13 protein-coding genes are annotated in these 13,088 nt (G+C 73.1%); 12 read left to right on the top strand and 1 reads right to left on the bottom strand.

The window, feature by feature from the left end:
- Positions 1-110: 110 nt before the first annotated feature.
- From FKD65_RS35785 to FKD65_RS35840, 12 genes are all read left to right on the top strand, one after another.
- Positions 111-1,370 carry a sensor histidine kinase gene (locus FKD65_RS35785; RefSeq protein ID WP_141583191.1) on the top strand — a complete coding sequence of 420 codons (1,260 nt, stop codon included), beginning with the start codon at positions 111-113 and terminating at the stop codon, positions 1,368-1,370.
- Positions 1,358-2,005, top strand: a complete 648-nt coding sequence (locus FKD65_RS35790; protein ID WP_141583194.1) for a response regulator transcription factor — start codon at positions 1,358-1,360, stop codon at positions 2,003-2,005. The genes FKD65_RS35785 and FKD65_RS35790 overlap by 13 nt, the downstream gene beginning before the upstream one ends.
- Positions 2,002-2,832: a hypothetical protein gene (locus FKD65_RS44560; RefSeq protein ID WP_168221290.1), complete on the top strand. Its 831-nt coding sequence runs from the start codon at positions 2,002-2,004 to the stop codon at positions 2,830-2,832. The genes FKD65_RS35790 and FKD65_RS44560 overlap by 4 nt, the downstream gene beginning before the upstream one ends.
- A 495-nt stretch (positions 2,833-3,327) precedes the next feature.
- Positions 3,328-4,386: a methionine ABC transporter ATP-binding protein gene (locus tag FKD65_RS35800; RefSeq protein WP_141583196.1), complete on the top strand. Its 1,059-nt coding sequence runs from the start codon at positions 3,328-3,330 to the stop codon at positions 4,384-4,386.
- The gene (locus tag FKD65_RS35805; protein WP_141583198.1) at positions 4,383-5,039 is read left to right on the top strand and encodes a methionine ABC transporter permease; all 657 of its coding nucleotides are present in this window, start codon (positions 4,383-4,385) and stop codon (positions 5,037-5,039) included. Before FKD65_RS35800 ends, FKD65_RS35805 begins: the two co-directional genes overlap by 4 nt.
- Before the next feature lie 45 nt (positions 5,040-5,084).
- Positions 5,085-5,927: a MetQ/NlpA family ABC transporter substrate-binding protein gene (locus tag FKD65_RS35810; protein ID WP_240809760.1), complete on the top strand. Its 843-nt coding sequence runs from the start codon at positions 5,085-5,087 to the stop codon at positions 5,925-5,927.
- 92 nt (positions 5,928-6,019) lie between these two features.
- Complete coding sequence (locus tag FKD65_RS35815) at positions 6,020-7,000, top strand: STM4015 family protein (protein WP_141583201.1); 981 nt, start codon at positions 6,020-6,022, stop codon at positions 6,998-7,000.
- The gene (locus tag FKD65_RS35820; RefSeq protein ID WP_168221291.1) at positions 6,997-7,950 is read left to right on the top strand and encodes an STM4015 family protein; all 954 of its coding nucleotides are present in this window, start codon (positions 6,997-6,999) and stop codon (positions 7,948-7,950) included. The genes FKD65_RS35815 and FKD65_RS35820 overlap by 4 nt, the downstream gene beginning before the upstream one ends.
- Before the next feature lie 30 nt (positions 7,951-7,980).
- On the top strand, positions 7,981-9,051 hold the full coding sequence (locus tag FKD65_RS35825; protein WP_141583203.1) for an STM4014 family protein: 1,071 nt from the start codon (positions 7,981-7,983) through the stop codon (positions 9,049-9,051).
- Positions 9,039-9,839, top strand: a complete 801-nt coding sequence (locus FKD65_RS35830; protein ID WP_141583205.1) for an STM4013/SEN3800 family hydrolase — start codon at positions 9,039-9,041, stop codon at positions 9,837-9,839. Before FKD65_RS35825 ends, FKD65_RS35830 begins: the two co-directional genes overlap by 13 nt.
- A 26-nt stretch (positions 9,840-9,865) precedes the next feature.
- Positions 9,866-11,176 carry an STM4012 family radical SAM protein gene (locus tag FKD65_RS35835; protein WP_205718957.1) on the top strand — a complete coding sequence of 437 codons (1,311 nt, stop codon included), beginning with the start codon at positions 9,866-9,868 and terminating at the stop codon, positions 11,174-11,176.
- Complete coding sequence (locus tag FKD65_RS35840; RefSeq protein ID WP_141583207.1) at positions 11,176-12,030, top strand: STM4011 family radical SAM protein; 855 nt, start codon at positions 11,176-11,178, stop codon at positions 12,028-12,030. Before FKD65_RS35835 ends, FKD65_RS35840 begins: the two co-directional genes overlap by 1 nt.
- A 6-nt stretch (positions 12,031-12,036) precedes the next feature.
- Here the strand turns inward: FKD65_RS35840 and FKD65_RS35845 are convergent, their stop codons facing one another.
- Positions 12,037-13,011: a YafY family protein gene (locus tag FKD65_RS35845; RefSeq protein WP_141583209.1), complete on the bottom strand. Its 975-nt coding sequence runs from the start codon at positions 13,009-13,011 to the stop codon at positions 12,037-12,039.
- Between the last annotated feature and the right edge of the window lie 77 nt (positions 13,012-13,088).

Raw genomic sequence — 13,088 nt, forward strand, 5'->3', positions numbered from 1 at the left:
CGCCTCAAGATCAGTAACGCGGCCTCCCGATCCGGGGTGGCACTGGCTTCACCCCCGGCCCTGCACCCTGGTTCATGGCGGCGCTCGAAGTGGGGCAATACGGTTGCCCCATGTCATCCCTCTCCGCGGTCCGGCACGTCCGCGTGCGCGCTCCGTGGTCGGCGGCGGCATGGCGCGACACGGTGTTCGTCGCCTCCGGGGTGCCGCTGCACCTCACCGGCTGGCTGATCCTGTGCTCCCTCTGGGCGGTCTGGACGCCCGAGAAGGCGGCCCCGATCCTCCTGCTCCTCGGAGCGTCGGCCGTCCTGCTGCTGCTCGCGCTTCGCCCGCTGACCTCCTGGCAGCGGGAGCGGTGCTGGGCGATGCTCGGCCTCGACATCCCGCGGATGCCCGGCTTCGACGCCGGGCGCCCCTGGGACGCGCTCGGCCACCTCCGCTCGCCCGAGCTGTGGCGGGTCCTCCAGTACCACCTGCTGGCCGGGCCGTTCCTCGCCGCCGGCGGGGCGATCGTGATCGGGGCGTGGGCGGCCGGCCTCGCCCTCGCCGCGTCCGCGACCTACGCGTGGGCGGTGCACCCCGGCGATCCGCTGGCCGGCCATCCCCAGCGCGTCGCCGCCCTCACCGCGGTCGGCGTGCTGCTCGTGGCGGCGGCGCCGTGGGCGGCGGCGGGCGTCCGGTACCTGGACGCCCGCGCCGCCGCCCTGCTGCTCGGCCCCGACCGCGCGATGGAGCTGGAGCGGCGCGTCGAGGACCTGGCCGAGAAGCGCGCCAGCGTGGTGGACGCCGCCGACATCGAGCGCCGCCGCATCGAGCGCGACCTGCACGACGGCGCCCAGCAGCGGCTCGTCTCCCTCGCGCTCAACCTCGGGCTGGCGCGCGAGACGCTCACCGGCGTCCCGGACGACGCCCTGCGCGTGATCGTGGAGGCGCACGAGGAGGCCAAGGCGGCGCTGACCGAGCTGCGCGACCTGATCCGCGGCCTGCACCCGGCCGTGCTGGAGGACCGCGGACTGGACGCCGCCCTGTCCGGCGTCGCCGCGCGGGTGCCGCTGCCGGTCCGGCTCAGCGTCGACATCGAGCCGCGCGCCTCCTCGACCGTCGAGGCCGTCGCCTACTTCGTCGTCTCCGAGGCGCTCACCAACGTGGTCAAGCACGCGCGCGCCGGCGAGGTGGACGTCCGCGTGGCCCGCAGCGGCGACGTGCTGCGGGTGACCGTCCGCGACGACGGCGTGGGCGGCGCCGACCCGTCCGCCGGGACCGGGCTGACCGGGCTCGCCCGCCGCGTCCGGTCCGTGGACGGTACCTTCCGGATCACCAGTCCGGCGGGAGGCCCGACGACCGTCACCGTGGAGCTGCCGTGCGCATTGTGATCGCCGAGGACTCGGTCCTGCTCCGGGCCGGGCTGATCAAGGTCCTGGAGACCTCCGGGTTCGAGGTCGCGGCGGCCGTCGGCGACGCCGAGGGGCTGCTCGCCGCCGTGCGCGAGCACCGGCCGGACGCGGCGATCGTGGACGTCCGCATGCCGCCCGGCTTCACCGACGAGGGCGTGCGCGCGGCGCTGGTGATGCGGCGGGAGACGCCGGGGACCGCCGTGCTGCTGCTGTCGCAGTACGTCGAGGAGCGTTACGCGGCGGACCTGCTGTCGACCAGCACCAGCGGGGTCGGCTACCTGCTCAAGGACCGCGTCGCGGACGTCTCGGTGTTCCTGGACGCGCTGCGCCGGGTCGCGTCCGGCGGTACCGCCCTGGACCCGGAGGTCGTCTCCCAGTTGCTGCTGCGCCGGCACCGCGACCCGCTGGACCGGCTCACCCCGCGCGAGAAGGAGGTCCTCGCCGTCATGGCCGAGGGCCGCTCCAACGCGGGCATCGCGGCGGCGCTCGTGGTGAGCGAGAGCGCGGTCGCGAAGCACATCAACAGCATCTTCGCCAAGCTCGACCTCCCGCACGCCGAGGGCGACCACCGCCGCGTCCTCGCCGTGCTGCGCTTCCTGGACGGCGAGGCGTGACGGCTCCGCCCGCCGAGGTCCCGCCCGCCCCTCCGGACCGGCCGAGGCGGCGCGGCGTCTGGATCGCGCTGGCGATCGCGACAGCGCTGGTCGTGGTCGCGCCGGCCGGGGCCGGCCTCACCGGGTTCTTCCGGGCCGTCAAGGGGACGTCGACGTCGACGTCGATGACCCCCTACCGGCAGCCGGTGCGGGAGGTGCGGCTGGACGTGGACGACGCCGAGGTCTCGGTCTGGCCGGGCTCGGACGGCGGGGCGCGCGTCTACAGGGACCTCCGCTGGGGGCTGAGCAGGCCCGAGTTCAGCGAGTCGCTGGTGGACGACGTGCTGTTCGTCACGTTCCGCTGCCCGGGACCCGAGCGGCTGGGCGCGGGGTGCGAGGCGGACATCGACGTCCAGGTCCCGGCCGGGGCGCGCGTGTCGGCGGTCGCCGGCTCCGGCCGGATCGACGTGCGGGGGATCACCGGCGACCTCGACCTGCGCACCGGGTCCGGGGAGATCGCCGTCGCCGGCACGCGTGGCCGGCTGCGGCTGCTGGCGAGGTCCGGCACGATCACCGGCCGCGCGCTCGCCTCGCCGAAGACGCGGGCCGACGTGTCGTCCGGCGCCCTCGACCTCCGCTACGCCGAGCCCCCGGACTCGGTCGACGCCTCCGCCCGCTCCGGGACCGTGAAGATCATCGTCCCGGCGGGCTCGCGCTACCGGATCGCCGGGTGGACGAGCGCCGGCAACGCCCACCTCAACCCGGTCCTCTCCGATGACCGCTCGCCCCGCTGGATCTCCGTCCGCAGCGGCGCGGGCGGCACCTACCTCGACTACCGCGACGACTAGGCCGCTGACCAGGGCGCTGACTAGGGCGAATGCCGTGACCCGAAGCGACGGGCGTCACACCGGGCGGAGTTGCGTCATCGGTGTGGAGCCGGTTAACTGCTGACATGCCTTCCGTACGCCCGTGCCGTGAGCACCGCCCGCCGATGCCGCGGGCCCTTCGGCGTGCGTGCTGCCGGCGAATGTGTGACCGCTGAGGGCCCCCGCCTGAGACTCGCGCCCCGAAGCGAGCGAACTCCGACCCCCCGAGTCGCACAATGTGTTTCGAACGCCACCTGCTGAGCCACACGCCGTACCCGCCCGGTCTTTCCTGACCGCGCGCCCCGGCATGTCCCGACGCCGCGCTCCCTGACGCCGGAATGTCCTGACCGCCGCAGTGTCGTGCTCACCGGCGTGTCCTGATCTCTGCTCCGTCCTGGACGCCGTCCCGGCCTGAGCATCGTTCCGCCCTGAACGCCGCCGCCCGCACGGCGGCCCCGTCCGCATCGGTGATTTCCTGTGATTCAGATCGAAAAACTCAGAAAGGTCTATCGCGGCCGCGGCCGCGAGGTGACCGCCGTCGACGGCGTCGACCTGACCGTCGCCGAGGGCGAGGTCTACGGCGTCCTCGGCCGCAGCGGTGCGGGCAAGAGCACCCTGCTGCGCTGCGTCAACCTGCTGGAGCGGCCGGACGAGGGCCGCGTCGTGGTCGACGGCCGGGACCTGCTCGGGCTGCGCGGGGGAGCGCTGCGCCGGGCGCGCCAGGGCATCGGCATGATCCACCAGCATTTCGGCCTGCTCGGCAGCAGGACGGTCGCCGGGAACGTCGCGTTCCCGCTGGAGGTCATGGGCGTGCCGCGCGCCGAGCGGGCGAGGCGCGTCGCCGAGCTGCTCGACCTGGTCGGGCTCACCGAGCACGCGAAGGCCTACCCCGCGCGGATCTCCGGCGGCCAGAAGCAGCGCGTCGGCATCGCCCGGGCGCTCGCGGGGCGGCCGAAGGTGCTGCTGTCGGACGAGGCGACCTCCGCGCTCGACCCGGAGACGACCGCCTCGATCCTGGAGCTGCTGCGCGACCTCAACCGCCGGCTCGGCCTCACGATCCTGCTGATCACCCACGAGATGGAGGTGGTCAAGCGCATCTGCGACTCGGCGGCGGTGATGCGCGAGGGACGGCTCACCGAGTCGGGGCCGGTGCCCGAGCTGCTCGCCCGCCCGGGCTCGGAGCTGGCCCGCGGCCTGTTCCCGCTGCCGCCCGCCGATCCCCGCGACGGCACGACGCTGGTCGAGGTCACCTTCACCGGCGGCGCCACCGACGAGCCGTTCGTTTCGGCGCTGGCCCGCAAGTACGCGATGGACGTCAACATCCTCGGCGGCGCCGTGGAGACGGTCGGCGGCGAGCGCGTCGGCCGCCTCCAGCTCGAACTGCCCGGCGACCCGGACCGCAACGCCGCGCAGCTGGCGTTCCTGCGCGAGTCCGGACTGGCCGTGCAGGTCAGGAACCCGGAGCGGGCCGGAAGCCGGGGACGGCCCGGCGACCCCGGGCAGGCCGGATACCCCGTACAGGAGGACGCGCGATGAGCTGGGACGAGGTCATGCCGCTGCTGTGGCCCGCGACCCGCGAGACCCTCTACATGACCGGTGTCGCGACGCTGTTCACCGCCGTCCTCGGGCTGCTGCTCGGCGTCCTGCTGGTGACCACCGAGCGGGGCGGCCTGCTGCCCGCGCCGCCGCTGAACACCGTGCTCGGCGTCGTTATCAACATCGGCCGGTCGCTGCCGTTCCTGATCCTGATGGTGGCGATCATCCCGTTCACCCGGGCGGTCGTCGGCACCAGCATCGGCAACGCCGCCGCGATCGTCCCGCTGACCGTCGGCGCCATCCCCTTCTACGCGCGGCTCGTCGAGATCGCGCTGCGCGAGGTGGACCCGGGCGTCGTCGCCGCGGCCGACGCGATGGGCGCCACCCGCCGCGAGATCGTCGGCAAGGTCCTGCTGCGCGAGGCGCGGCCGGGCCTGGTGTCCGGGCTGACCGTCACCGTCATCGCGCTCATCGGCTACACGGCCATGGCCGGGACGGTCGGCGGCGGCGGGCTCGGCAACCTCGCCGTCGTCTACGGCTACGAGCGCTTCGAGACCAAGGTCATGGTCTCCACCGTCGCGCTGCTGGTCGTCCTGGTCCTGGCCATCCAGGCGGCGGGGGACATCGTCGCCCGCCGGCTGACCCGCAGATGACGCATCTCCCCTTGTAACGCGGATCCCCCTGGTAACGCAGATCCCTTGGAAACGCAGAGAAAGGCACTGCCCGTGCTCCGCAAGTTCACCACCGCCCTGGCCTCCGTCGCCCTCCTCGCGGGCCTCACCGCCTGCGGCTCGTCGTCGGCGTCCGACGACCCGGACGCCCCGCTGAAGGTCGCGGTCAACCCCGTCCCGCACGGCGACATCCTCAAGTACGTGAAGGACGACCTGGCGGGCAAGGCCGGGCTCAGGCTCGAGATCGTCACGTTCAGCGACTACCAGCAGCCGAACACCGCGCTGAAGGAGAAGCAGGTCACGGCGAACTACTTCCAGCACGTGCCGTTCATGGAGGAGTTCGAGAAGAAGTCCGGGACGAAACTGGCGTTCGTCGCGCCCGTGCACCTCGAGCCGCTCGGCGTGTACTCCAAGAAGGTCAAGAGCCTGCAGGCCGTCCCGCAGGGCGCGACCGTCGCCGTCCCGAACGACCCGGCCAACGAGGGGCGCTCGCTGAAGCTGCTCGCCGACAACGGCCTGATCACGCTGAAGCCGGGCGCCCCGGCGAGCGCCACCGAGCGGGACGTCGCGAGCAACCCCAGGGGCCTGAAGTTCAAGCCGCTCAAGGCCGCGCAGCTGCCCCGCTCGCTCGAGGACGTCGACCTCTCGGTGATCAACGGCAACTACGCCATCGAGGCCGGCCTCGCTCCGAACAGGGACGCGCTCGCCGCGGAGAAGGCGGAGGGCAACCCCTACGCCAACGGCATCGTCACGCTGCCGGAGGACAAGGACGACCCCCGCGTGAAGAAGCTCGTCCAGCTGCTCCAGGGCCCCGAGGTGAAGAAGTACGTCGAGGACAAGTACAAGGGGTCGGTGCTGATCGCCTCCTGATCCCCGTCCGGTCCCCGAACGCCGCAAATCGTCGCGGTTTGTCCGCTCGTCCTGATAGGACATGTCCGGACGATCATGCGAAGGGGACCCCCATGGCCATTTACGAGCACCTTGAGGAGTACGTCGGCCTGCCGGTGGCCACGTTCAACGAGGACACCGGCACCGACGAGGAAGAGGACGACGGCCGCGGTGCGGGCGCCGACCCCGTCACGGGGGCGGACTTCCCGCCCGCGGGCGAGGCCGCCTGGTTCGTCGGGACCTCCTTCGACGAGGAGCCGTTCGACGCGGTCTTCCGGCGCTTCACGGAGACGATCGACACCACCGAGGTGACGGCGCTCATCATCGGCTACTGGGGCGCGTCCTACGAGTCCGACGACTTCCCCGACCCGGTCGCGCTGCTGACCGGGGCCGCCGCGTCGTTCCCGCGCCTGCGGTCGCTGTTCCTCGGCGACATCACCGGCGAGGAGGCGGAGATCTCCTGGATCGAGCACTCCGACATCACGCCCCTGTTCGCCGCGTTCCCGGACCTGGAGCGCTTCGATGTGCGCGGCGCGCAGGGGCTGGTCCTCGACCCGATCAGGAGCGAGAGGCTGAAGGTGCTGCGGTTCGAGTCGGGCGGGCTCCCGGCGCGGATCGTCCGGGCGGTCGGGGCGAGCGACCTGCCCAACCTGGAGCACCTCGACCTGTGGCTCGGCGAGGAGAACTACGGGGGCGACACCACCGTCGCCGACCTCGCCCCGTTCCTGTCCGGGGAGCGGCTGCCGAACCTGCGCCACCTCGGCCTGGAGGACAGCGAGATCCAGGACGAGATCGCGGCGGCGGCCGCCGGCGCGCCGGTCGTCGCGCGGCTCGAGTCGCTCAGCCTCGCGATGGGCATCCTGACCGACCAGGGAGCCGAGGCGCTGCTGGCCGGCCAGCCGCTCACCCACCTGCGCAAGCTGGACCTGCACCACCACTTCCTGTCGGACGCGATGGTCGAGCGGGTGCGGGCGGCGCTGCCCGGCGTCGAGGTCGACCTCGACGACCAGGAGAAGCCCGACGGCGAGTGGCATTACATCGCGGTGTCCGAATGATCCAGGAACGCCTCGACGAGTTCGCGGGGCTGCCCGTCCACACCTTCGACGGCGAGCCGGACGGCCCGCTGCCTGCGCCGGACGAGGTCGCCTGGGGCGTCTACCAGCACGTCCACGAGAACGGCGCGTGGGGGGCGGAGGTCCCGGAGAACCTCGACCTCCTCCTGAAGAAGGTCGACACCGCCCAGGTCACCCACCTCGTCATCGGCTTCTGGGGGTTCGGCACCGACGAGTTCGCCCCGGTCGAGTGGCTGGTGGACAACGCCGAGCGGTTCCCGCGACTGCGGGCGGTGTTCCTCGGCGACATCCTCGACTGGGAATGCCACATCTCCTGGATCCATCACGGAGACATCTCGCCGCTGTTCGCCGCCTACCCGGAGCTGGAGCACTTCGAGATCCGCGGCGCGTACGACCTGCGGTTCGAGCCGTTGCACCTCGAGCGGCTGAGGGCGCTGCGGATCGAGTCGGGCGGGCTGCCGGCGGAGGTCGTGCGCGCGGTCGCGGGCAGTGCGCTGCCCGCCCTGGAGCACCTGGACCTCTGGATCGGCTCGGACATGCACGGCGGGACGTCCTCGGCCGAGGACTTCGCGCCCATCCTCACCGGCGAGCGGCTCCCGTCGCTGAAGCACCTCGGCCTGGAGAACGGCCCTTTCCAGGACGAGCTCGCCGAGGCCCTGGCGAGCGCCCCGGTCGTCGCCCGGCTGGAGTCGCTCAGCCTGGCCATGGGGATGCTGTCCGACCGGGGGGCGGAGGCGCTGCTGTCCGGGCAGCCCCTCACCCACCTGCGCGGCCTCGATCTGCACCACGCGTACCTGAGCGAGCCGATGGCGGAGCGGATCGAGGCGGCGCTGCCCGGCGTCGAGGTCGATCTGGAGGACGCGCTCGGAGAGGCGTCCTGGGTGGGCGAGCAGTGGACCCACAGCGACAACTACGTCGCGGTGGCGGAGTGACGGCGGTGGCGCGGTGAAGAGGATGGCGCGGTGACGCTCGCGGTGGTCGGCACGCCCGGCGACCGGCGTCCCGCGCTGCTCGCCGCGGCGTGCCGGTCCGCCGGGCTGCCCGAGCCGCGGCTCGTCCCCTGGACCGGTGTGCTGCGCGGGGCCCCGCTCTCCTTCGAGGCGGGCGAGACGGTCCGCGTCGACTCGCCCGGAGAGGACCCCGAGGCCGACGCGCTGCTGCGCGGCCCCGGCGCGCCCGCGCGCGTGGGCGGCGGCGCGCGCTGGCACCGGACGTTCACGGCGGCGCTGCGGCGGGTGTCGGCGGCGGCCTCGGCGTCCGGCGCCCGTCTCCTCGGGGACGTCGAGGAGATCGCGGTCATGTTCGACAAGCGGTTCACCCATGCCCGCCTGCTCCGCGCGGGAGTACCCGTCCCGCCCGCCCTGCCTGAGGTCGACGGGTACGCGGCGCTCCGTTCGAGGATGGAGGAGGCGGGCGAGCGGCGCGTGTTCGTGAAGCCGGCGCACGGCTCGTCCGCCTCCGGGGTGGTCGCTCTCCAGACCGCACCGGGCCGCGTGCGCGCCGTGACGTCGGCGGCCCTGGACGGCGACCGGCTGGTCAACTCGCTGCGCGTCCGCTCGTACGAGACGGAGGAGGAGGTCGCGGCGCTGATCGACCGGCTCGCCCCGGACGGCCTGCACGTGGAGCGATGGCTGCCCAAGGCGGCGCTCGGCGGGCGCGTGTTCGACCTGCGCGTCGTCGTCATCGGCGGCGAACCCACGCACGCGGTCGTCCGGACCAGCCGGACCCCGATGACGAACCTGCACCTGGGCGGTGCCAGGGGAGACCTGGGGGCGGTGCAGCGCGCGCTTGGGGACGACGGCTGGAGACGGGCCATGGACGTGTGTGCGCGGGCCGCCGCCTGCTTCCCGGGCAGCCCCATGGTCGGCGTCGACCTGCTCGTGGGATTCGGGTTGAAGCGGTTCGCGGTCTGCGAGGTGAACGCCTTCGGCGACCTGCTGCCGGGGCTGACCGGGCTCCCCGGGAGTTCCGCCGAGGGCCTGGACACCTACGCCGCCCAGGTCCGGGCCATGCTGAGCGCATGCACGACATGAACGAGGTCATCGGCAGCCACGACGTGCTGCTGGTGACCCTCGACACGCTCCGGTACGACGTGGCCGCCGAACTGGCCGCGGCGGGGGAGACCCCTACCCTCGCCGAGCTGCTCCCGGGAGGCCGCTGGGAACGCCGCCACACGCCCGGCAGTTTCACCTACGCCGCGCACGCCGCGATGCTGGCCGGATACCTGCCCACGCCCGCGGCGCCCGGCCCGCATCCACGCCTGTTCGCCGGGGCCTTCCCCGGCAGCGAGACCACCGCCGCCGGCACGTGGACGTTCGACGCCGCCGACCTTCCGGCGGGCCTCGCCGCCGCGGGCTACCACACGGTCTGCGTGGGCGGCGTCGGCTTCTTCAACAAGCTGACGCCGCTCGGGTCGGCGCTGCCGTCGCTCTTCGCCGAGAGCCACTGGGAGCGCGGGTTCGGCGTGACCGACCCGGAGTCCCTGCCCAACCAGATCGACCGGATCGCCGAGGTCATGGCCCGGCTGCCCGCCGAACGCCGCCTGTTCCTGCTGCTGAACGTCGCGTCCCTGCACCAGCCCAACTGGTTCTACAAGGACGGCGCCACGCCCGCGGACGGGGACACGCGGGCGAGCCACGCCGCCGCGCTCCGGCACGTGGACGCCCACATCGGCAGGTTGTTCGGCCTGATGCGCCGGCCGTGCTTCGTCATCGTCTGCTCCGACCACGGAACGGCGTACGGCGAGGACGGCCACTCGGGCCACCGCATCGGCCACGAGGTCGTCTGGACCGTTCCGTACGGGGAGTTCGTTCTGCCGTGAACCCGACCACTGTGAACCCGACCACTGTGAACCCGACCACCGAAAACCCGACCACCGGGAACCCTTACCAGGCGTACGTGTACGCCTATCCGCACAAGACCGCCTACCGTCCGCTGAGCCCCGCGCCCCCGCTGCGGGGCGTTTGGGCGGACGAGCCGCTGGACGCGCTCTTCCTGTACCTGCACGTGCCCTTCTGCGAGATGCGGTGCGGCTTCTGCAACCTCTTCACCCGCACCGGCGCGCCGGAGGAGCTGACCGCGGCCTACCTGGACGCGCTCGACCGGCAGGCCACCGCCGTCCTGGACGCCCTGGACGGCCCCGCCTTCGCCACCGCGGCGTTCGGCGGAGGGACGCCGACCTACTTCACGGCGTCCGAGCTGGAGCGGCTCTGCGACATCGCCGGACGGTTCCCCGGCTTCGGGTCGGTCCCGCTGGGCGTGGAGACGTCCCCGGCGACCGCCACCACCGACCGGTTGACCGTCCTCGCCGAACGCGGAACCACCCGCGTCTCCATCGGCGTGCAGAGCTTCCTGGACGAGGAGGCCCGCGCGGCCGTCCGCCCTCAGAAGCGCGCCGAAGTGGAGGCCGCGCTGGACCGCATCCGCGCGGTGGGGTTCCCGATCCTCAACATCGACCTCATCTACGGCATCGACGGCCAGACCCCCGCGACGTGGACGCACTCCTTGGACGCCGCACTCGCGTGGCGTCCGGAGGAGGTCTACCTGTACCCGCTCTACGTCCGCCCGCTGACCGGCCTCGGGCGCCGCGCCCAGGACTGGGACGACCAGCGCCTCACCCTCTACAGGATCGGCCGCGACCACCTGCTCGGCGAAGGGTACGAGCAGGTGTCGATGCGGATGTTCCGCCTGCCATCGACAGGCGCGGGCGGCACGGAGTACTGCTGCCAGACCGACGGCATGGTCGGCCTCGGCTGCGGGGCGCGCTCCTACACCTCCCGCCTCCACTACTCGTTCGAGTACGCGGTCGGAGCCGGGCAGGTGCGCTCCATCATCGACGACTACGTGCGCGAGCCCGACTTCGGCACCGCCCGCGTCGGCTTCGAGCTGGACGGCGACGAACGCCGCAGGCGCCATCTCGTCCAGTCCCTCCTGCAAGCGGACGGCGTCGACCTGGGCACGTACCGCGCGCGCTTCGGGAGCGACCCAGTGGACGACTTCCCCGCCGACCTGAAGTCGTTCGCCGACCGCGGATGGCTGGAGGCCTCGAAGGACACCTTCCGGCTGACCCCCGAAGGGCTCGCCCACTCCGACGCCATCGGCCCGGCGCTGTTCTCGTCGCAAGTGCGAGCCCTCATGGACTCCTACGAGGCACGGTGATGGACCATCTGACCGTCCTCTACCGGGGGCCGCTCGCCAGCTGCGACTACGACTGCCCGTACTGCCCGTTCGCCAAGCGCCGCGACACCCCGGAGCAGCTCCGCGCCGACCGCGCCGCGCTGGAACGCTTCACCGAGTGGGCGACCCACTGCGGCCACCGCGTGTCGGTCCTCTTCACCCCCTGGGGCGAAGGGCTGGTGCGCTCCTGGTACCGGCGCGCCCTGACCGAGCTCAGCCACCTCCCGCACGTGGAGCGGGTCGCGATCCAGACCAACCTCAGCCACCGCGTCTCGTGGACGGCCGAGGCCGACCTCACCCGGCTGGCCCTGTGGGCGACCTACCACCCCGGACAGGTGCCCTACGACCGGTTCCTCGGCAAATGCCTGGACCTCGCCTCGCGCGGGGTCCGCTTCAGCGTCGGGATCGTGGGCCAGCCGGAGCACCTCGAAGCGGCCCGCCGCCTCCGCGCGGACCTGCCCGGCGGTACCTATCTGTGGGTCAACGCCGCCGAGGGGCGCGTCTACGACGACGCCGAGGCGGCCTCCTGGACCGACCTCGACCCGCTGTTCCCCCTGAGCCGCCACCCGCACGCGAGCCGCGGCCGCCCCTGCCGGACGGGCGACACGGTCGTGTCGGTGGACGGCGACGGAACCGTCCGCCGCTGCCACTTCGTCCCGTCCGTGCTGGGCAACCTCTACGACGGTTCGTTCCGGGACGCCCTGGCGCCGCGCGCTTGCCCCCTCGACACGTGCGACTGCCACATCGGCTACGTCCACCTGGAACCGCTCGGCCTCTACGACACGTTCGCGGGAGGCGTCCTGGAACGGATCCCCGCCCTGCTGGACCAGCCCTGACCGCTCTCACTCCGGCCCCGTCCCGCTCTGGCCATCTGTGTCGCCGGTGTAGCGGCCGGCGAGTTCGCCGCCGATGCGGGCCAGTTCGCGCTGGACGCTCCGCGGCTCGATGACGTCGAGCAGGGCGCCCCAGCCGGCCAGGTGGCGGGCGATGTCCAGCGGGGTCGGGGCGGCGAGGCGGACCCGGACCCGCCCGTCGCCGGCCGCGCCGTCGGTGTGGCAGTGCCGCCCGAACTGGTCGCGCAGGACCGGCACGAACCGCTCCTCGACGAGCACCGTCGCCCACGTGCGCGAGCGTCGCCCTTCGATCTCGTCGACGACCTCCTGCCAGGCGGTGGCGAGGGTGAAGTCGTCGGGGCGTCCGGCGGGAAGGTCGGTCGGCTCGGCCCGGATGATCCGGTCGACGCGGAAGGTCCGCCGTCCCCGCTCGGTCTCCGCCAGCAGATACCAGACGTCGTCCTTGTCGATCAGGCCCCACGGATCGACCAGCCGCTCCGTCGCTTCCCGGGTGCGGCCGGCGTAGGTCAGGCGGACCCTGCGGCGGCGGATCACGGCCGTCTGCAGCAGGTCGACCACCGCCGGCCGCTGGCGGTCCCGCTCGCCCCACCGGACGGGGTCCACGATCGTCGCGTCCATCGCGGCCTCGGCGTCGGTGCGGAAGGTCCGCGGCAGGGCCCCCATGAGCTTGCGCAGCGCCGCCCTGGCCTCGGGCGATGCGGCGGCGGGACCGGCGAGCAGGAACAGGGCCCGCGCCTCGGCCGCCGTCAGACCGCTGAGGTCGGTGCGGGCGCCGCCGACCAGCTGCCAGCCGCCCCCGCGGCCCGGCTGCGGATAGACAGGGACGCCCGCCGACGCGAGCGCCTCCAGGTCACGGCGGGCGGTGGCCACCGACACCTGGAGCTCGGCCGCCACCTCGGCGGCGGTCACTCGGCCGCGGACCTGCATCAGCATCAGGACGGCGACGAGGCGGTCAGCGCGCATGGCATCAGGTTCCCAAACAAAGTGCTCAGAAGATGAGCACTTTACCGGGAAGCATGGGAGTCGTCGCTCACCGAGAA

The organism is Actinomadura sp. WMMA1423 (genome assembly GCF_006547145.1).
GTDB lineage: Bacteria > Actinomycetota > Actinomycetes > Streptosporangiales > Streptosporangiaceae > Spirillospora.